This is a genomic window from Kribbella sp. NPDC055071 (genome assembly GCF_053608045.1).
Genome location: NZ_JBSGUS010000001.1, coordinates 431,975 through 450,271, shown reverse-complemented (window position 1 = coordinate 450,271; position 18,297 = coordinate 431,975). Strand labels below are relative to the sequence as shown.

The window sequence follows — 18,297 nt, the reverse complement described above, 5'->3', positions numbered from 1 at the left end:
GGTACCGGGTGAGGCATGCAATGGCTTCGACTCCGGGCACTCCTGCTCGCCAACCTGGCGCTCTTCGTCCTGTTCCTGATCGGTTTGCTGTTCACCGGACACGCGCAGGAGAACTCCGAACTGCAGGACCACGGCCGGCCGACGCAGACGATGGCGCAGTACGTCGGTTCGTCGTCGTTCGGCGAGGCGTTGTTCGAGAACTGGGAGTCCGAGTTCCTGCAGATGGGCATGTACGTGCTGCTGACGGCGTACCTCGTCCAGAAGGGATCGGCGGAGTCGCGGCCGATCGACGAGCCGACGCCGCAGGACGAGGATCCCCGTGACCATCGCAACGACCGCAACGCGCCCTGGCCGGTGCGTCATGGATCCCCGCTGATCCTGCACCTGTACGAGAACTCACTGGCGATCGCGTTCGGGCTGGTGTTCCTGCTGTCGTTCCTGCTGCATGCCGCGACCGGCGCCGCGTCGTACAGCCAGGAGCAGTTGCAGCACGGCGGTGAGACCGTCACCACCTGGCAGTACCTGGGTACCTCGCAGTTCTGGTACGAGTCGTTCCAGAACTGGCAGAGCGAGTTCCTCGCCGTCGCCGCCATCATCGGTGGCTCGATCTACCTGCGCCAGCGCCGTTCCGCGCAGTCGAAACCGGTCCACGCCCCGCACTCCGAAACAGGCAGTTGACGACCCTCTTCCCGAGCGAAAATGTCGGTGCTCGCTGGGAGTATTGAGGTAGACAACTTCATGGGGTGAGGAGAAACGGATGACCCGTTCCGGAGTCGCGATCTGGGGAGTTGCCGCCGCCGCTGCACTGCTGCTCTCGGGGTGTTCCCCGCAACTGCGCGATCGTGGTGGCAACGAGAACGCCACACCCGACCACATCGGAGACGTCGACTACGTCGAGGTCTACCGCAATGCCGACAACTTTCCGAACATCTCCCGCACGTGCGTCCAGGGCCGGGCGTTCGCGACAACCTCCAGTGGTGCCCGCGGCGACAACAACGACGCCGATCCCGCGCTGATCAGAGTGCCGGAGTGGGACAGCTTCTGCGCCGAGCACCAGGGGTCGAAGTGAGGCGCCGGCTCGGAGTCTCCGCGGTAGTGCTGATCCTGCTCCTGTCCGGCTGCTCCAAGCAGTTGGGCGACCGCGGCGGCGACTACGGTGCGCCGCCGGACAAGATCCTCGATGTCGACTACGTCGAGGTCTACCGCAACGCGGACAAGTTCCCGAACGTTGCGCGGATCTGCATCGACGGGCTGGCCTTTGCCAGCACTTCGAGCCCGGATCCGGGCCTGCTCCGCGTCACCGAGTGGGACGCGGTCTGCGCCACCCACAAGCCGAAGTAGGTTTTCCGCGGGGAACTGGGCAGACATGGACGACTTCGAGGGCGCAGGGCGGTGGGTGCCGCACGACGGTGGTGTGCGGAAGCTGCGGGCCGCCCTGCCCGACTGCCACGGCTGCGACCTGTACAAGGAGGCCACGCAGGCAGTGGCCGGTGAGGGGCCGCTCCGCGCCCGGATGATGCTGGTCGGCGAGACTCCGGGCGACGTCGAGGACAAGGAAGGGCATGTCTTCGTCGGACCAGCCGGCCGGCTGCTGGACAAGGCGCTCGAGGCGGCCGGGATCGAGCGATCGGATGTGTATCTGACCAATGCGGTCAAGCACTTCCGCTTCGAACGGCAGGGCAAGCGACGGATTCACAAGACCCCGGCCGCCGGCCACATCCTCGCCTGCCACCCGTGGATCGAGCGTGAGCTCGAGCTGGTGAAGCCCAAGCTGGTGGTGATCCTCGGTGCGGTCGCGGCCCGGTCCCTGCTCGGCACCGGCTTCAAGGTGACCGAGCGCCGCGGCGAAGCGCTCGAGCTCCCGGATGGCAGGACCGCGTTGGCCACTATCCATCCGTCCGCGGTCGTCCGCTCCGAGGAGTTCCGCCGCGACTTCGGGGCCTTCGTCAACGACCTCCGCGCGGCGGTTGCCCTGCTGTAGGGATCAGGAGGTCCAACGCCAGTCGCGCACATCGGGCAGGTCCTCGCCGTGCTCGACGACGTACGCGTGATGCCGCGTCCGCTGGTCGGCGAAGTACTGCCGGGTCGACACCGCTCGGCTGCGCAACGACGGGACGCGGTCGATCACGTCCATCGCCAGGTGATACCGGTCCAGGTTGTTGCGGACCACCATGTCGAACGGCGTGGTCGTCGTACCCTCCTCGATGTAGCCGCGGACGTGCAGGTTCTCGTGTCCGTGACGTCGGTAGGCAAGACGATGGATCAGCCACGGGTAGCCGTGGTACGCGAAGATCACCGGCTTGTCCGTGGTGAACAGCGCGTCGAACTCGGCGTCCGGCAGTCCGTGCGGATGCTCGGAGCTGTCTTGCAGGCGCATCAGGTCGACGATGTTGATCACGCGGATCTTGAGCTCGGGCAGATGCTCCCGGAGCAGGTCGACCGCGGCGAGCGTCTCCATCGTCGGTACGTCGCCGGCACACGCCATCACGACGTCCGGGTCGCCCTCGTCGTTGCTGGCGAAGTCCCAGACGCCCAAGCCACGTGCGCAATGCAGGGCGGCCGCCTCCCAGTCCAGCCAGTTCGGCTGGGGTTGCTTGCCTGCGACAACAACGTTGATGTAGTTCCGGGTGCGCAGGCAATGGTCCATCGTGGAGAGCAGCGTGTTCGCGTCCGGCGGCAGGTAGACCCGGACGACCTCGGCCTTCTTGTTCACCACATGGTCGATGAACCCGGGATCCTGATGCGAGAACCCGTTGTGGTCCTGGCGCCAGACGTGCGAGGTGAGCAGGTAGTTCAGCGACGGGATCGGCTGACGCCACTCCAGTCGGTTGATCGTCTTCAGCCACTTCGCATGCTGGTTCACCATCGAGTCGACGATGTGGACGAACGCCTCGTACGACGAGAACACCCCGTGCCGGCCGGTGAGCAGATACCCCTCCAACCAGCCCTGACAGGTGTGCTCGCTGAGGATCTCGAACACCCGCCCGTCCGGCGCGAGGTGCTCGTCGGTGTCGAGCCGTTCCGCGAGCCACGCCTTGTCCGTCACCTCGTAGACCGCGTTCAGCCGGTTGGACTCGGTCTCGTCCGGCCCGAACAGCCGCAGGTTGTCGGCGTTCAGCGTGAAGGCATCCCGGAGGAAGCCCGCGAAGACCTTGGTCGGTTCGCCGTCCTCGGCCCCGGGCGTCTTCACGGGTACGGCGTACTCCTCGACGTTCGGCAACTCCAGATCGCGGCTCAGCACCCCGCCGTTCGCATGCGGCGACGAGCCCATCCGCCGCGCTGAACTCGGGGCGAGCTCTAGCAGGGACTCAACCGGTTGGCCGGCCTCGTCGAACAACTCGTCCGGCCGGTAGCTGCGCAGCCAGGCCTCGAGTTGGTGCAGATGCTCGTCGTTCGTTCGTACTTCCGCGAGCGGCACCTGATGGGCGCGCCAGGTGCCCTCGACCAGCACGCCGTCGACGGTGTGCGGACCGGTCCACCCCTTCGGCGTCCGCAGCACGATCATCGGCCAAGCCGCCCTGGCCGGTTGCTGCTGACTGGACCGCGCTTCCAACTGGATCTCGGCGATCCGGTCCAGACACGTGTCGAGGGTCGCTGCCAAGGCCTGGTGCACGGTCGCCGGATCCGAACCCTCGACCAGGAACGGCTCATGGCCGTAGCCGCGCAGCAGCGAGGTGAGCTCCTCGTCGCCGATCCGCGCGAGCACCGTCGGGTTGGCGATCTTGTAGCCGTTCAGCTGCAGGATCGGCAGCACGGCGCCGTCGCGGACCGGGTCGAGGAACTTGTTCGAATGCCAGGCCGCGGCCAGCGGACCGGTCTCGGCCTCACCGTCGCCGATCACACAGGACACGATCAGCTCCGGATTGTCCGCGGCAGCGCCGTACGCGTGACTCAGCGAGTAGCCGAGCTCGCCGCCCTCGTTGATCGATCCCGGGACGTCCGCGGCCACGTGGCTGGGGACGCCGCCCGGGAACGAGAACTGCTTGAACAGCCGGGCCATGCCGCGCTCGTCGCGCGTCGTGTTCGGGTACGCGGCGGTCCAGCTGCCCTCGAGCCAGGTATTGGCCACCAGCGCGGGACCGCCGTGGCCGGGACCGGTGACGAAGAGCACCTGGCTGTCGCGCTGCCGGATCGCACGATTCCAGTGCGCGTACAGGAGGTTGAGGGCGGGCGTCGTACCCCAGTGGCCGAGCAGCCGTGGCTTGATGTGCTCAGGCCGGAGCGGCTGCCGGAGGAGCGGGTTCGCCAGCAGATAGATCTGACCGACGGACAAGTAGTTGGCGGCGCGCCAGTACGCGTCGATTCCTTGCAACTCGTCGTCGTTCAGTGGCTTGGCATCGATCTGCTGCACGGGTGTCCCTACCGGCCGACGGCCTTTTCGAGTTCGGACTTGTTCATCGTGGAGCGACCCTTGATGTTCTTGTCCTTGGCTTCGTTGTAGAGCTGGGCCTTGGTGCGGCCCTTGGAGCCACTGTGCGAGCGGAGGCCGCCGCGGCGACCCGACGAGATGTCGTCGGTCGACGTACGGCTCTTCTGCTTGGACTCGCCCGCGCGGGCTCGTTCCTTGTTCACGGTACGCGCCGCGATCTCCTCGGCGACGGCCTCGCTCCGGCCGCGGTCCTTCAGGCCGGCCTTGATGTGCTCGTACTGGCGTTCGCGTTTCGGGTTCGACCCAGCAGGCATGTCCTTGCTCCCTTCATCCATTCGCCCGGTACCCGTCGTCGTACCGGCAAACACCGTCACAACGGGGTGACAACAGCCGGCAAAGCGTCGCCCCCACGCCGCCTCGAGGTCGAGGTGGCGTGGGGGCGACCGGATACCGGTAGAGGATCAGGTGAAGATGCTGACGCCACCAGGACCGACGAGCAGTCCGATGACGATCAGTGCGGCGCCCCACAACACCTGGCCGCGAACGAGTGAGACGATCCCCGAAATGACGAGGATCGCCGCGATGATCCACAGAATGAGACCCATGGTCCTTCCCATCTGACGAGCCGGACGCACGACGTCCGGCGGCTGATTTCCCCGTGCCGCACATCCGGTGCCCGGGCCGCCGGACCACAAACGGTCGCGGCTTACGAAATCGTCAGCTCGCCCACCGGCAGAGGAGCCTTGACGGTGTTGGTGGCCGGTGCCAGGGGGCAGGTCCAGTCGGGGCTGTAGGCGCAGGACGGGTTGTAGGCGAAGTTGAGGTCGACGATCAGTTCGCCGGTACGAATGTCGCCGCCGAGGTCAGCGCCCTTGACGGTGTCGATGAGGTAGCGGCCGCCGCCGTACGTGCGTTGGCCGGCGAGGGCGTCCTTGACCGGGACGAACAGGCCCCCGCCGTACGACTCGAGCCACCAGACGTCGAGATCGCCGACCGCCGGCAGGTGCAGGACGCCGATGCGGCTGAAGGGGATGACGCCATCCGTGGCCGACGGCACTTCCCAGCGCACCGGCTCGACGTCGGCATCGATGGTGACCTCGAAGCGGAGGTCAGGCTGGTACTCGCCGAGCTGGGCGCCGCCGTAGGTCGAGCGCTCGACGACAGGCACCGGTGAGGCGGGATGCGTGGTCAGCAGCTTGTCGCGGCCTTCGCGCCACAGCGCGTGGCCCGCAGCCGGATCGCGTTCGCCCCGGACGGCTTGGTAGAGCGCGAACACCCGCCGCCGCCAGTCGGCCACGGCCAGCTCTGGCACTCCGCCGAACTCCGTCACGCTCTCTCCTCCAGTTGCCGGTCAGCCACGAACGGCCTGACCGGATTTGTCCCAGTTGTCGTGCAGTCGGTCCAGGTACGACTGGGCTTGCGACCCGGCCTTCGTTCCCGTCGCGAACTTCCGCATGTTCCCGCCGCCGGCGTTGTAGCCGAGGGCAAGCAATTCGTCCTTGGTGTAGAGGTTGCTGCGCTTGTCAGGGATCCGCCGGGCCAGGTCGTGCAAGTGCCAGGCCGCGGCCTGGATCGCCAGCGCCGGATCGTCCGGCAACTGCTCCCACTTGCGGTTGGCGAAGGACCTCCCGCGTTTCGTGTCGTCGAAGGCAGGCTTGTGCATGTTGGCGATCCCGAACGCCGGGTTGGAGTCGACGCTCGCCCACGACCGCTCGAACTCGGGGTCGTGCGGTTTGTAGGCCTCGTTGTACAAGATTGCCATCAGCAACTGTGGATTCACCCCGGCCTGCTGCGCGGACCGGCGTACCTGCGCGGCGAAGTGGGCCGGGTCGTAGTCGTCGTACCAGGGCTTCGCGCTCGGCGTCGTCGTTGCCTTGGGCGTCGCCGAAGGGGTGGATTTGGCTGCTGTGGTGGGATGCGTCGCTTCGAGAGCCTTCGGCTTGCTGTCAGTTCGTGCGGCGACCAACCCCACGACGACTACCCCCAGCGCTACCCACCACCAGCCCTTCGCCACCCGTCCAACGTACAGGCCGTAGAACAGTCAGAGCGACAACGACCGCGACCACCAGCAGCGCGGCGCAGAGCGTGAAACCGAGGGCATATCCAGCACTGAGTGTTTCCGGCGTTACGGTTTGTCCAGTGCGGTCATGGGCCGCAGTACCGAGCGCGGCCAGCCCGAACGACGCACCGATCTGCCGCGAACTGTTGAGCAGGCCGGACGCCGTACCGGTCTCCCCCGGATCGACGCCCGCCGTCGCGGTCGCGACCACCGGGCCGAGGCAGAACCCGAAACCCACGCTCGCGATGATCGACGGGAACAAGATGTCCGTCACGTAACTGCCGTCGGCACTGATCAGACCGAACCAGGCGAACCCAGCCGCGGTCAGCAACCCACCGGCAGCCAGCAGGGTGCGGGCGGGGAACCGATGGCCGAGCTTGACGGTGAGTACGGCGCCACCGACCACGCCGACCGCGAACGGCAGGAACATCACCCCGGCCTTCGCGGGCCCGATTCCCAGGACGTTCTGCAGGTACAGGGTCATGAAGTAGAAGGTGGAGGCCATCGCCGCGCCGACCAGGAGGTTGAAGGCGTTCGCGCCGGCGACCGATCGATTCGCGAAGAGACCGAGCCTGATCAACGGCTCCCGCCGCGTCGCCCGCTCGACCAGGATGAAGGCGATCAGCAGTGCGACCGCGATCGCCAGCGTCGTCACTGTGGTCATCGAGGACCACGGGTTCCTGTCCGTACGCACGACGCCGTACACGAGCAACGTCATTCCGCCTGTCGCCAGGACCGCACCGAGCACGTCCGGGCGGCCACTACGCGCGGCAGGCACGTCGGTGGGAACCTCACGCCACGCGAGTCCGAGTGCGACGGCAGCCATCGGGACACTGATGAACATCACCCAGCGCCAACCGGCGTACTGGGTGAGCAGCCCGCCGGCGAGGACGCCGAAGGCTCCGCCCACCGCATTGACAGCGCTCCAGATCCCGAAGGCGCGGATCCGCGGCCTGCCGGACGGGAAAGTTGTCGTGAGCAACGACAGCGCGGCCGGTGACAGCATCGCGGCCCCGATCCCCTGGGCTGCTCGGGCCGCGACCAACTGCCCCGGGACCTGGGCGAACCCGCCCGCGAGCGAGGCCACGCCGAAGACCGTGAGCCCGAGCAGGAGTACGCGTCGACGCCCGTACCGGTCGGCCGCTTTCCCTCCCAGGAGCAGCAGTCCACCGAAGGTGAGCGCGTACGCGTGGATGACCCAGGTCAGGCCTAGCGCGCTGAAACCGAGGCCGGCCGAGATCTGCGGGAGGCCTACGTTCACGACCGAGAGGTCCAGGGAGACCATGAACTGCACGACGGCAACCGCGGCCAGGACAATGCCCGGCCGGACATCAGTGGACTTTTCGAACATGTTCCGAAAGTAGCATTCGAAGGTAGCGCTGCCAAGTGTCGAGTTCGTCGCGCCGGGCGGCGGGCGGCATGATGGGGTGGTGGCTCAAGGCTCGAAAGGCAGCACGGCGAAGAACGGGGTGGTGAACGGCCGGACCGGTCGGCCGCCGGTGACGTCGCGCACCGAGATCCTGGCCGGGGCCCGGCGGGTGATCGATCGGGACGGCTGGGAGAAACTGACCGTCCGCGGTCTGGCCGGCGAGCTCGGCATCGGCCCGACGACCATGTACCACCACGTCCAGGACAAGGAGTCGCTCCTGCTGCTCCTCCTCAACGAGTACGCGTCCCAGATCCCGCGCCCCGACGACCTGCCCACCGATCCGAAAGAGCGCATCGTCGCCGCCACCGTCGTGATTCACGACGCGCTGGCCGCCTGGCCCTGGGCCGCCGAAGTCCTCACCGCCAACGGCTTCGTCGGCCTCTTCGCAGCGTCATCGCTGTGGCCGGTCGAGACGATCGTCGCCGCCACTGTCGAGACCGGCCGCACTCTCGAGCAGGCCGTCGACGTCTTCCGCAACATCTGGTTCTACACCGTCGGCGAGATCCTCGTCCAAGCCCACTCGCCCAGCCGTGCGATCGAGCGCGACCCGTTCTTCACCGACCTGGATCCGGCGCAGACTCCGACCCTGGCCGAGATCGGCAACGCGTGGCCACAACTAGCCCAGCACCCCAACTACGCGGGCGGCCTGCGAGCGTTCGTCAACGGCCTACTCCCCGACTGAACAGCAGTCGTCAGCACACCCCGACGACGGCGCACAGCACCCCTTGCCCTGCCAAGCCTCCACACCTTCGCGGACGGCGACCCCCGCGATGATCAGGCCGGCCACAGGGTCCGCCCAGCTCCATCCGAGCGTCGCGTTCAGCACCAAGCCGATCAGCAGGACGCCGGACAGATACGTGCACAGCAACGTCTGGGTCGAGTCGGCGACGACGGCGTTCGACCCAAGGGCCTTGCCGGTACGGCGCTGGGCCCACGAGAGGAATGGCATCACGACAAGCGAGGCGATCGCGAGCCCGATGCCGACCCGCGAGGTCGCCGGGTGAGCTCCGACGACGAACGCCCGTACCGACTCGAACGAGACGTAGGCAGCCAGTGCGAAGAACGAGAACGCGAGCAGGCGAAGCGCCTGGCGCTCACGGGTCTCGGGCAGCCGGTGGCGGAACTGCCACAGGATGATCAGCCCACTGGACACCTCGACCACCGAGTCGAGCCCGAACCCCACCAACGCAACCGACCCCGCGACGACACCGGCGCTGACGGCAACACCGGCTTCGATCAGGTTGTAGACGACCGACGCACCCGCGAGTAGTTGAGCCCGCCGCCCGAGCCGTCGCCGTTCCGCCGGATCCGAGGCCCACGAGCCCAGTGGAATTACGGTCACGGGGTGACCGACTCGCCGTAGTTCGGGCACAGTGCGACGGCATCGCCGGTCAGGCCGAGGAGTCGCTCGGCCGCGGTCAGGAGCTCGAGGGTCGCCTCGGGATGGGTGAGGCTGAAGAGCGATGCGCGTCCTTGCGGTCGGGACTCGACCAGACCGCAGTCGCGCAGACACGCGAGATGCTTCGAGACGGTCGACTGCGCCAGGCCGAGGTGCTCGGTCAGGTCGACGACCCGATGCTCCCCCAGCGCCAGATGCCGCACGATCGCCAACCGCGACGAGTCACTGAACCCATGAAACAAACAGGCCGCCACGGACAGAGCCGCCGACTCATCAACAATCTCCGCTGTCATCGCCACCCGGCGATGTTATCGAAGGAAAGGAAGGAAGGAAAGAAGACGGCGGGTCGGAGGGCCGTGGCGGGGCGGAGCCGGTGGAGGTGGGGCGGACCGGGGGGACGAGACCGGCTGGTGGTCGGGGACCACCAGCCGGGATCAGGCGCGGATCAGAGTGCGATCAGGGCCTTCAGTGACCGCCTAGGACCTTGAACAGGTGGGTGTGGTCGTTGGTGCCGAGAACCGCGTCTGCGCCGGGGCCTTGGGCCCAGACCGGGACGACGGTGCCGGTGTGCTGCTGGCTCGGGGGCGTGGCGACCGGAGCCTTGCCCTCGCCGCCGTAGCCGGCGGTGCCGTAGGTCAGCGTCAGCGTCTGGCCGTCCTTGGTGGTGAGGTTGGTCGAGAAGCCGGTCGGCAGGCCGGTGCCGGAGGCGTCCTCACCGACGATCTGGCTGGTGTGACCGTGGTCCGCGGTCACGACGACCAGGGTGTCCGGGTGCGATCGCTGGTAGTCGAGCGCGACACCGATCGCCTTGTCGAACGCGACCGTCTCACCGATCTGGCCGCAGGCGTTGGTGGCGTGGTCCTGCTTGTCGATCGAGGCACCCTCGACCTGCAGGAAGAAGCCCTTGCGGTTCTCCAGCAGCTTGATCGCCTGGGTGGTCATGTCGGCGAGGCTCGGCTCGTTCGACGGACGCTGGTTCTCCTTGCAGGCGGCCGGAGCGTTGCCCTTGCCGAGCGACGCGCCCGGGCCGGACCACTCCAGCGACATGTTGCTGCTGTTGAACAGGCCCAGCACCGGCTTCCCGTCCTTGACGGACTTCAGCCCGTCGGCGTCGGTGACGTACTGGATGCCCTTGGCCTTGGCCTGGTCGACGACGGTCTTCCCCGCGTCCGGCCCGCTGGTCAGCTTCTGCTCGAAGCGGCCACGGCCACCACCGAGGAGTACGTCGATCTTGTGGTCGACCTCCTGCTCCGCGATCGAGCCCAGGCCACCCGCGGCCTTGGTCTCGGTCGGGCAGTTGGCCATGTCGGCCGGGCCCTGGCAGCCACGCAGCGAGATGTGCGAGGCCAGCACGGCCGGCGTCGCGTCGGTGATCTCGGCGGTGGAGACGTTGCCCACCTTGAGGCCGCGCTTCTGCGCCTGCTCCAGCACCGTGGCGTAGTTCGTCCCCGGCACGTTGTCGGCGCTGCTCGGACCCTGCGAGATCCGCTCGTCGATGGTCTTCTTGCCGGTCGCCCAACTCGAGCCGGTCGAGGCCGAGTCGGGGTCGTAGTCCGGCTTGTACGGCGCCTTGGCGGCCGGCTTCACCGACCACGTCGTGTCGAAACCGGTGTACTTGGCCCGGTCGACGTTCAGCTTGTTCTGGACACCCTGGTAGTAGCGGGCGGCAGTGATCTCCTGCGTGCCCATGCCGTCACCCAACAGGAAGATCACGTTCTTCGGGCCGCGCGGCGACTGATGTGCCGCGGACTCGTCCGCCCCCTGCGCAGACGTGAACGCACCGCCGGCGGCCGCCGAGGCCATCCCCGCCGCGGCGATCACCGTGGTCGCCGCGAGGGCGGCCACGATGGCATTTTTCCTGATCATTTCGGGCCTTTCTGGTCGACTGGAACACCCGGAACGTAAGCGTGGACTCCGCACAGCAGGTGACCAGGAAGCGACCAACAGATGACACCACCCCGCGCCGCGCGGATGCCAACAGTGGGTAATGGGCTGTCCGCGGCCCGGACTGAGGTTAGTATTGGGGTGCATCGACCTGGCCGGTCGTCGCTAGCGCTCGCTCGCGATGAGACCGGGCCCGATCAGACCGAGCCACTGGCCCACCGGATCTCAGCTACGCCGTCATCCGGTACGGCGTGATTCGGTGCGGTGTCAGGTGTCGGTACGGCGTCTCTTCGACGGCGCGACGCCCGCACGGTGCGGCCGTCGAGGTGACGCCGCAGCATGTTCGTTCACAGGAGGATTCCTTGGCCCGACGAGGCCAGCGCCAGCCCAGCGCTACCCGACCGGCCGCACGGCGCCGGCGTCCCGCCGACGACGCCGACGGCCTCATCCAGGTGCTCGCCCGCGCCGTGCGTGAGGTCGAGGGCGCGGTCGAGCGGGGCGCGGTCCGGCCATCGGTCCGGACGAAGTTCCAGGTGGTCGCGCTACTGGTCCGCGAGGAGCGCGCCCGGGTCAACCACGACGCCGGCGCCAGCGACGCGTACCGCGCCGAGCAGCTGCGACGGCTGGACGGGATCGCGACCATTCTGGCGAAGTCCGCCGCTCGGGAGACCTCCCTGCTCGGGTTGCTGGCCGAGGACGCCGTCATCTCCGAGGCGGCCGCAACGCTCAAGCGCGAGATGGTGCTCGCCGCGGGCATGGAGCCGCCGCCGGAGGAGCCCAAGCCGGTCGAGCCGACCACTGCCTCGGAGCCGGCCGCGCGCCGGGTCGTGCCGCAGACGGTCGTGCAGCGACAGTTGGCCAACCCCTTCCTCGCGCCTGACTTCAGCGCCGCTCCGTCGCGGCCGCCGCGCCCGGGCCGCCTGGCCGGCTGGGAGCTGATCCAGCCGCTGCTGCGCTCGTTCGAGCGAGCCTCCGCCTCGGCGACCATGACCTTGCCTGCGCCGACCTCGCTGCAAGCCGCAGGCAATCTGGAGCTGATGCCACACCAGGCCCGGCTCGTCGCCTCGGCCGCGGCCGGGCATCGCACGTTCCTGCTGGCCGACGAGCCCGGACTGGGCAAGACGGCTCAGGCGTTGCTGGCCGCTCGGGCTGCGGACGCCTACCCGCTGCTCGTCGTCGTACCGAATGTCGTGAAGACGAACTGGGCTCGCGAGGCCGGACTGTGGACGCCGCGCAAGAACGCCACGGTCGTTCAGGGCGACGGCGAGACGGTCGACGGTTTCGCCGACATCGTCATCGTGAACTACGAGGTGCTCGACCGCCACGTGGGCTGGCTGGGTGACCTCGGCTTCCGCGGCATGGTGGTCGACGAGGCGCACTTCATCAAGAACAAGAAGTCCCAGCGCTCGCGCAACGTCCTGCAGCTGTCCGACCGGATCCGGACCCGGACTCCGCGTCCGCTGCTGATGGCGCTCACCGGGACGCCGCTGATCAACGACATCGAGGACTTCACCGCGATCTGGGAGTTCCTCGGCTGGATCGACGAGACCGGTCCGCGCGCGGAGCTGATGGAGTCGCTCGAGGAGACCGACCTGACGCCGGCCGATCCCGGCTTCTCGGCGGCGGCACGCGCCTGTGTGATCGACCTCGGCATCGTCCGTCGCCGCAAGGTCGACGTGGCCGCCGACATTCCGGCCCGCCGGATCGCCGATCTGCCGGTCGAGCTCGACGGCGCCGTCGGCCGTTCGATCCGTGCCGCCGAGCGCGAGCTCGCCGACCGTCTCGTCGAGCGGTACCGGACGGCTCTCGAGACCAGGACTTCCGGCACCACCGTGGAGGGCATCGACCACGAGCTCGTCCGGCGGGTGGCCGGCTGGGAGCGCTCCGAGCGGGAGAACACCAAGACCGGCGAGAACGTGTTCAGCCTGGTCCGGCGGATCGGCAAGGCGAAGGCCGGGCTGGCCGCCGACTACGCGGCCCAGCTCGCGCACAGCGTCGGCAAGGTCGTGTTCTTCGCCCGGCACATCGAGGTGATGGACACCGCCGAGGAGCTCTTCACCGAACGCGGCATCAAGTTCTCCTCGATCCGGGGCGACCAGACCGCCCGGAAGCGGCAGCAGAACATCGATGCCTTCGTCAACGATCCTGAGGTTTCGATCGCGGTCTGCTCGCTGCTGACCGCCGGTGTCGGCCTCAACCTCCAGGTCAGCTCGAACGTCGTCCTCGCCGAGCTCTCCTGGACGAACGCCGAGCAGACGCAGGCGATCGACCGGGTCCACCGCATCGGTCAGGACGACCCGGTGACGGCCTGGCGGATCATCGCGGCCCAGACGATCGACACCAAGATCGCCGAGCTGATCGACTCCAAGGCCAGCCTCGCCGCCGTAGCCCTGGACGGCTCCGACGACGACGCCTCGTCCTCGGCCGACATCCAGCTCGAAGCCCTCGTCACCCTGCTCACCAACGCCCTGTCCAGCTAGCCGACCGCCTGGTCAGCCGAGTTCGCGGAGGAACATCGCCACCAGCGCATCGACGTCCTCCGCGACCATCGGCTCACCGGTCATGCCCATCCGGTGCAGCAGCGTGCCGATGGCGACGTCGATGAAGAACAGCACGCGCTGCTCCGACTCCCCCAGAGCCTTCTGCAGCTGATCCAGGTACGGCGCCTGCAGCTGGCTCGACAGGATGTGCCGATGCCCGTGCGGTGTCGCCGCTGTGTGCCCGCGACTTGAGTGGGCTGGCACCGGCGCTCATCGTGATCCCTGCGCTCGACCCGATCGCGGACCAAGGCCGGGCGTACGCCGCCCGCCTGCTTGACGCCGGAACTCCCGCCGAGGTGGCCGAACACCCCGGCGCGGGTCACGCCTTCCTGAGCATGCCAGGGCTGGTACGGCGCCAGGCCCGGGCCGCCCGAGCCCAGATCACGACCTTCCTCAGAGACCACCTCGACGCTGGGTCGTAGGCAGAGCGGGATCGGAAAGCGCTTGCTAGGGTTGGAGGGTGATCTACGAGCTGAATCATGTCGGTGGGCGGGTGCGGGAGCTGGACGCGAGCCTGGCGTTCTACGGCGGACTCGGGGCCGAGGTGGTCGACCGGTTGTTCATGGCCGGCAGCCGGGTCAACCGGGTGCACATCCAGCTCGGGAACGGCTTGGTGGAACTACTCCACCACGAGGTGCCCGATCCGGACGCCGGGTACGGGCTCAACCACGTCGGCTTCATGACCGACGACCTGGATGGGGACTACGCCCGGCTGATCTCACTCGGGTACGGCGAGTTGTCACCGCCGAAGGTCGCCGGCAGCGGCCAAGGCCGGCTCGCGTTCCTCGCTGATCCGAACGGCGTCCGCATCGAGCTCCTGCAACGCTCGGAGGAGTTCCGCGTCCCGCCCATCGCCTCGGCTCATGCACTGTCCTTCGTCGCACTCGATGCACCCGACCTCGATGCGGCCGTCGAGTTCTACGGCACCCACCTGGGCATGGAACGCGTACCGTCGGACGACGCGGTGAGGTTCCGGCTCGGCAACGACGCGATCCTGCTTTCCAGCTCGTTGCCCGAGGCAATCACACCGATCAACCACCTCGGCCTCGGTGCCGCCACTCCCCTGCCGGACAAGCACGACCCGGACGGCAACCGGGTGTCGTTCAGAGCTGCCGCCTGAGTACGTCGGCCAGTAGGTTCAGCGCTACGACCACGCGTTCGCGATCTGGACCTAGCTCATCGAGGAGCTCGGCCTCGCGGGCGAGCTGTAGCGGGAAGAGCTTGTCGACGATGGCTTCACCCTGAGGCGTGAGGCGGACCAGGGCAGCTCGGCGATCGTTCGGACTGGGCTCCCGTCGTACCAGACCGCGCGTCTCGAGCCGGGTCAGGGTCTTGCTCACCGCAGCCCGTGAGTGCCGCATTTGATCGGCGAGCTGGCGCGCGATCGTCGGGCTCGCGTCGTGCCGGAGCCGGATGCAGATGTCCAGCTCCGCGCTGGTCAGCGGGGCGTCGACGTACAGCGGCTCCAGAGCCTCGTCGAGGAGCGCCGCGATCTGCTTCAGCGGCCCGATCACCGCCATCGGCGACGTATCGAGGTCGGGTCGTGCGGCGGACCAGAGATTCTGGACGTGATCGCTCCTCCTTGTACTCACAGTGTGATCCTACCATCATTGTTAACTGGTTGACTATCGGTTACCTTGTTCTCATGGCAGAGACTGTTACCGCCGTACGCCGGCCGCTCGTGCTGATCGTGATCCTGAGCGTTCTGACCGCGGTCGCGCCGTTCGCGATCGACATGTACGTGCCCGGCTTTCCCGAGCTGGGCCAGGAGCTCGGCGCGGCCGAGTCGACCGTGCAGGTGTCGATCAGCGTCTTCCTGATCGGCCTGGTCATCGGTCAGCTGGTGATCGGCCCGATCAGCGACCGGCTCGGCCGGCGCGGGTTGTTGCTGGCCGGTACGACGAGCTTCGCGGTCCTGTCCGTGGCCGTCGCGCTCGCACCCTCGATGCCGCTGCTGATCGCCGGCCGGTTCCTGCAGGGATGCGCCGGCGCCGGTGGGCTGGTCCTGGCGCGCGCCGTACTGACTGATCGTTTCGCCGGGCCGAGGCTGCCGTTCTACTTCTCGATCCAGTCGATGATTCTCGGAGTCGCACCGGTGCTTGGACCGTTGCTCGGTGGGTTGATCGTGACCGCGGGCGGCTGGCGCGCGGTGTTCTGGGTGCTCGCCGGGCTCGGGTGTGTACTGCTCATCGCCGTGTTCTTCGGCGTACCCGAGTCGCTGCCGCCCGAACGACGGGCGACCCAGGGCATCGGGCAGACGTTCCGCGCGATGGGCTCGCTGCTGCGCGGGCCGTCGTTCGCCGGCTACATCCTGACGCTCGGGTTCGCAGCGGCCGCGATGTTCATCTACATCGGCGGATCCAGCTACGTGTTCCAGGACGGCTTCGGGCTGTCGGCCGCGCAGTACGGAATGGTGTTCGCCTCGAACGCCGCGGTCATGCTGGTCGCGAACGTCATCTTCGGCATCGCCTCCAAACGGGTCCCGCCGTCCAGACTGCTGGCCGGGTACATCACGGTCGGCCTGATCGGCGCGGTCGCGCTGGCTGTGCAGGCCACGACCGCACCGACCTTCGCCGGCACCTGGGTCTGCCTGGCGATCGTCATGTTCGGTGTGGGCGGCTCCTTCCCCTCGGTCACCACGATCACGCAGACCATCGGGCGAGCCCGGGCCGGCGCCGCGGGTGCCCTGTCCGGTGGCGGCGCGTACTTCTTCGGGGCGCTGACCAGCCCGCTCGGCGGTGGCACTGTGGGAACGATGGCCCTCTACATGCTGGCAGCGATGGGACTCGCCGCCGTCGCCCTGCTCTTCGCACGCCCCTGGCAACCAGTCGTCGAAAGGACACTCCAGTGAGGTTCACCATGAAGGTGGTGCTGACGCTGGCGAAGCTCAGCGGTCATCCGCTGCGCTTCTCCACCGTCGCGGCACCGGACCACGACCCGGACAGCATCGTGATCGAGCCTAATCCGCTCCTGCAGATCCGCCCGGAGCGCGGCGGCAAGTCGTACCGCGGCATCGCGTACGCCGAGCACTCGAGCAAACTCCGGATGGACATCCTCACCCCCGCCGGACCAGGTCCGCATCCGGTGGTGCTCTACCTGCCGGGCGGCGGTTTCGTGACCGCGCGCCGGCAGATGGCAGCCAAGGCCCGGCGCTACGTGTCGAATGCCGGATTCGTGGTCGCGAGCATCAATTACCGTACGACGACCGCCGGTGCGACCTACCGTGACGGGTTGATGGACGTCGCGACCGCCCTCACCTTCCTGCGGACGCACGCCGCCGAGTACGGGATCGATCCGGACCGAGCGGCGGTGTGGGGTGAGTCGGCCGGTGGATATCTGACCGCGATGGCCGCGACCGAACCGGACAACCGCCTTGATGCCGCCGTCGTCGAGTTCGGGGCCTCGGACCTGTCCCAGCTCGCCGTGGGATTCGATCCGGAGATGGCTGCCGCGATCATCGGACCCGGGTCGGCGATTCCGGCGTACGCCCTCGGGCCCGATCGGTCGTTCGCCGATCATCCCGAGGAGGTCCACCAGGCCGACCCAGCCGCACGAGTCACCGACCAGACTCCGCCGTTCCTGCTGTTCCACGGCGACGACGACCGACTGATCGCACCCAGCCAGACCGCCCACCTCCACCAGGCCCTCCGGGCTGCCGGCGTCGACACCACCCGCTATGTACTCAAGGGCGCCGGCCACGGCGAGCTCTCCGAGAACCCAGAGCCCTGGACCAGCACAGAACTGATCGACCTGATCGTCGCCTTCCTCAAATCCCACCTCCACCAGAAGGTGGGTTAGGCGGTCCAGTTCCAGTTCTGCCGAGAGTAGAGCGGTTTGAGTCCCGCACGGATCAGGTTGTCCAGCGAGGGATTCGTCGTACCAGGAGCGGGTTGGCCGGATTCCGCGATCAGGCGGGTACAGCCGAGCTCGCGGGCCGCGGCGATGCGGGCCGCGATGATCGCGCTCTGGGCTCCGCGGTTGCGGTGGCTCGCCACCGTGGCGCCGGCGTTGACGGACCCGACGGTGCCGTGGACGAACAAGGTGCCCGCGGCAACGATCTGGTCGCCGTCCCAGGCGGCGAAGGGCCGGAACGCCGGGTGCTCGACGGTCGCCGCGACCATGTCGGCCAGGGCGTCCGGCATGCCGAACCCGAGCAGGGTCGCGGTAGCGAACTCGGTCGCCTCGTCCGGACCGACCGGACCGACCCGGAGGTCGGTCTTCGCAGGTGTCTCGATCAGGTCGTCCACCGCACAGGTCAGCTTCACGATCGTGCCGCCCGGCGTCAGGCCGTGCTCCGCGGCGATCGTCGCCCAATCGTCGGGAAGGATCGACGGCGCGGGCTGCACACTGGCGCTCGGCGTGCCCTGGCGACGGTAGAAGTCGAGGACGTCGCCGACCAGCTCACTCGTCAGCTGCGTGTCTGCCGGAAAGCCCAACGCCTTGCACCAGAAGCCACCGGTCGGGTCGTTCAACATCGAGATCGCGATCCCGCCGGCGACTCGCTCGGACGCGATGCCGAGCTTCGCCTTCACCGCGTCGGAGCCTGCGGTTTCGTAGGCGTGCCAGAACTCGGCCTCGGTCTGCTCGACCAGTGTCGACAGTTCTTCGGGGTTCACC

General features: G+C 68.0%; 22 protein-coding genes. 10 read left to right on the top strand and 12 right to left on the bottom strand.

Annotated elements, in window-relative coordinates:
- Positions 1-15 precede the first annotated feature (15 nt).
- The 4 genes from ACWF4Z_RS02155 to ACWF4Z_RS02140 all read left to right on the top strand — a co-directional run bounded on the left by ACWF4Z_RS02155 (position 16) and on the right by ACWF4Z_RS02140 (position 1,981).
- Positions 16-678 (top strand): DUF6766 family protein, encoded by a 663-nt coding sequence (locus ACWF4Z_RS02155; protein ID WP_452241063.1) that lies wholly within the window; start codon positions 16-18, stop codon positions 676-678.
- A 79-nt stretch (positions 679-757) separates the two neighbouring features.
- On the top strand, positions 758-1,069 hold the full coding sequence (locus tag ACWF4Z_RS02150; RefSeq protein ID WP_452241062.1) for a hypothetical protein: 312 nt from the start codon (positions 758-760) through the stop codon (positions 1,067-1,069).
- Positions 1,066-1,341: a hypothetical protein gene (locus tag ACWF4Z_RS02145; RefSeq protein ID WP_452241061.1), complete on the top strand. Its 276-nt coding sequence runs from the start codon at positions 1,066-1,068 to the stop codon at positions 1,339-1,341. Before ACWF4Z_RS02150 ends, ACWF4Z_RS02145 begins: the two co-directional genes overlap by 4 nt.
- 25 nt (positions 1,342-1,366) lie before the next feature.
- The gene (locus tag ACWF4Z_RS02140; protein ID WP_452241060.1) at positions 1,367-1,981 is read left to right on the top strand and encodes a UdgX family uracil-DNA binding protein; all 615 of its coding nucleotides are present in this window, start codon (positions 1,367-1,369) and stop codon (positions 1,979-1,981) included.
- Positions 1,982-1,984: 3 nt separating this feature from the next.
- Here ACWF4Z_RS02140 and ACWF4Z_RS02135 read toward each other — a convergent pair whose 3' ends face one another.
- The 6 genes from ACWF4Z_RS02135 to ACWF4Z_RS02110 form a co-directional block, all read right to left on the bottom strand.
- Positions 1,985-4,351 (bottom strand): phosphoketolase family protein, encoded by a 2,367-nt coding sequence (locus ACWF4Z_RS02135; protein WP_452241059.1) that lies wholly within the window; start codon positions 4,349-4,351, stop codon positions 1,985-1,987.
- 8 nt (positions 4,352-4,359) lie between these two features.
- The gene (locus ACWF4Z_RS02130) at positions 4,360-4,683 is read right to left on the bottom strand and encodes a plasmid stabilization protein (protein WP_452241058.1); all 324 of its coding nucleotides are present in this window, start codon (positions 4,681-4,683) and stop codon (positions 4,360-4,362) included.
- Between the two features lie 147 nt (positions 4,684-4,830).
- Entirely contained in the window at positions 4,831-4,974 is a 144-nt protein-coding gene (locus tag ACWF4Z_RS02125) for a GPGG-motif small membrane protein (RefSeq protein ID WP_452241057.1), read from the bottom strand.
- A gap of 101 nt (positions 4,975-5,075) precedes the next feature.
- Entirely contained in the window at positions 5,076-5,699 is a 624-nt protein-coding gene (locus tag ACWF4Z_RS02120) for a DUF1684 domain-containing protein (RefSeq protein ID WP_452241056.1), read from the bottom strand.
- Between the two features lie 21 nt (positions 5,700-5,720).
- Positions 5,721-6,383 carry a transglycosylase SLT domain-containing protein gene (locus ACWF4Z_RS02115; RefSeq protein WP_452241055.1) on the bottom strand — a complete coding sequence of 221 codons (663 nt, stop codon included), beginning with the start codon at positions 6,381-6,383 and terminating at the stop codon, positions 5,721-5,723.
- Positions 6,316-7,779, bottom strand: a complete 1,464-nt coding sequence (locus ACWF4Z_RS02110; protein WP_452241054.1) for an MFS transporter — start codon at positions 7,777-7,779, stop codon at positions 6,316-6,318. Before ACWF4Z_RS02110 ends, ACWF4Z_RS02115 begins: the two co-directional genes overlap by 68 nt.
- 79 nt (positions 7,780-7,858) lie before the next feature.
- On the opposite strand from ACWF4Z_RS02110, the gene ACWF4Z_RS02105 reads away from it, so the two are divergent.
- Positions 7,859-8,539, top strand: a complete 681-nt coding sequence (locus ACWF4Z_RS02105; protein WP_452241053.1) for a TetR/AcrR family transcriptional regulator — start codon at positions 7,859-7,861, stop codon at positions 8,537-8,539.
- On the opposite strand, the gene ACWF4Z_RS02100 is transcribed toward ACWF4Z_RS02105, so the two are convergent.
- The 3 genes from ACWF4Z_RS02100 to ACWF4Z_RS02090 form a co-directional block, all read right to left on the bottom strand.
- Positions 8,525-9,199 (bottom strand): cation diffusion facilitator family transporter, encoded by a 675-nt coding sequence (locus ACWF4Z_RS02100; protein WP_452241052.1) that lies wholly within the window; start codon positions 9,197-9,199, stop codon positions 8,525-8,527. The genes ACWF4Z_RS02105 and ACWF4Z_RS02100 overlap by 15 nt on opposite strands.
- Positions 9,196-9,549 carry an ArsR/SmtB family transcription factor gene (locus ACWF4Z_RS02095; RefSeq protein WP_452241306.1) on the bottom strand — a complete coding sequence of 118 codons (354 nt, stop codon included), beginning with the start codon at positions 9,547-9,549 and terminating at the stop codon, positions 9,196-9,198. Before ACWF4Z_RS02095 ends, ACWF4Z_RS02100 begins: the two co-directional genes overlap by 4 nt.
- 172 nt (positions 9,550-9,721) lie before the next feature.
- Positions 9,722-11,122, bottom strand: coding sequence for an alkaline phosphatase (locus tag ACWF4Z_RS02090; protein ID WP_452241051.1), 1,401 nt, complete (start codon positions 11,120-11,122; stop codon positions 9,722-9,724).
- A 380-nt stretch (positions 11,123-11,502) separates the two neighbouring features.
- Between ACWF4Z_RS02090 and ACWF4Z_RS02085 the strand changes: the two genes are divergently transcribed.
- The gene (locus ACWF4Z_RS02085; protein WP_452241050.1) at positions 11,503-13,620 is read left to right on the top strand and encodes a DEAD/DEAH box helicase; all 2,118 of its coding nucleotides are present in this window, start codon (positions 11,503-11,505) and stop codon (positions 13,618-13,620) included.
- A gap of 12 nt (positions 13,621-13,632) precedes the next feature.
- On the opposite strand, the gene ACWF4Z_RS02080 is transcribed toward ACWF4Z_RS02085, so the two are convergent.
- The gene (locus tag ACWF4Z_RS02080; RefSeq protein WP_452241049.1) at positions 13,633-13,884 is read right to left on the bottom strand and encodes a hypothetical protein; all 252 of its coding nucleotides are present in this window, start codon (positions 13,882-13,884) and stop codon (positions 13,633-13,635) included.
- Between ACWF4Z_RS02080 and ACWF4Z_RS02075 the strand changes: the two genes are divergently transcribed.
- Both ACWF4Z_RS02075 and ACWF4Z_RS02070 read left to right on the top strand, forming a co-directional pair.
- Positions 13,869-14,102, top strand: coding sequence for an alpha/beta hydrolase fold domain-containing protein (locus ACWF4Z_RS02075; protein ID WP_452241048.1), 234 nt, complete (start codon positions 13,869-13,871; stop codon positions 14,100-14,102). The genes ACWF4Z_RS02080 and ACWF4Z_RS02075 overlap by 16 nt on opposite strands.
- A gap of 38 nt (positions 14,103-14,140) precedes the next feature.
- Positions 14,141-14,800, top strand: coding sequence for a VOC family protein (locus tag ACWF4Z_RS02070; protein WP_452241047.1), 660 nt, complete (start codon positions 14,141-14,143; stop codon positions 14,798-14,800).
- On the opposite strand, the gene ACWF4Z_RS02065 is transcribed toward ACWF4Z_RS02070, so the two are convergent.
- Entirely contained in the window at positions 14,784-15,272 is a 489-nt protein-coding gene (locus tag ACWF4Z_RS02065; RefSeq protein ID WP_452241046.1) for a MarR family winged helix-turn-helix transcriptional regulator, read from the bottom strand. The genes ACWF4Z_RS02070 and ACWF4Z_RS02065 overlap by 17 nt on opposite strands.
- A gap of 53 nt (positions 15,273-15,325) precedes the next feature.
- Between ACWF4Z_RS02065 and ACWF4Z_RS02060 the strand changes: the two genes are divergently transcribed.
- Together ACWF4Z_RS02060 and ACWF4Z_RS02055 are read left to right on the top strand one after the other, a co-directional pair.
- Positions 15,326-16,531 (top strand): multidrug effflux MFS transporter, encoded by a 1,206-nt coding sequence (locus ACWF4Z_RS02060; protein WP_452241045.1) that lies wholly within the window; start codon positions 15,326-15,328, stop codon positions 16,529-16,531.
- Entirely contained in the window at positions 16,528-17,478 is a 951-nt protein-coding gene (locus ACWF4Z_RS02055; RefSeq protein WP_452241044.1) for an alpha/beta hydrolase, read from the top strand. The genes ACWF4Z_RS02060 and ACWF4Z_RS02055 overlap by 4 nt, the downstream gene beginning before the upstream one ends.
- Here ACWF4Z_RS02055 and ACWF4Z_RS02050 read toward each other — a convergent pair.
- Positions 17,475-18,296, bottom strand: coding sequence for a GNAT family N-acetyltransferase (locus ACWF4Z_RS02050; RefSeq protein WP_452241043.1), 822 nt, complete (start codon positions 18,294-18,296; stop codon positions 17,475-17,477). The genes ACWF4Z_RS02055 and ACWF4Z_RS02050 overlap by 4 nt on opposite strands.
- Between the last annotated feature and the right edge of the window lies 1 nt (position 18,297).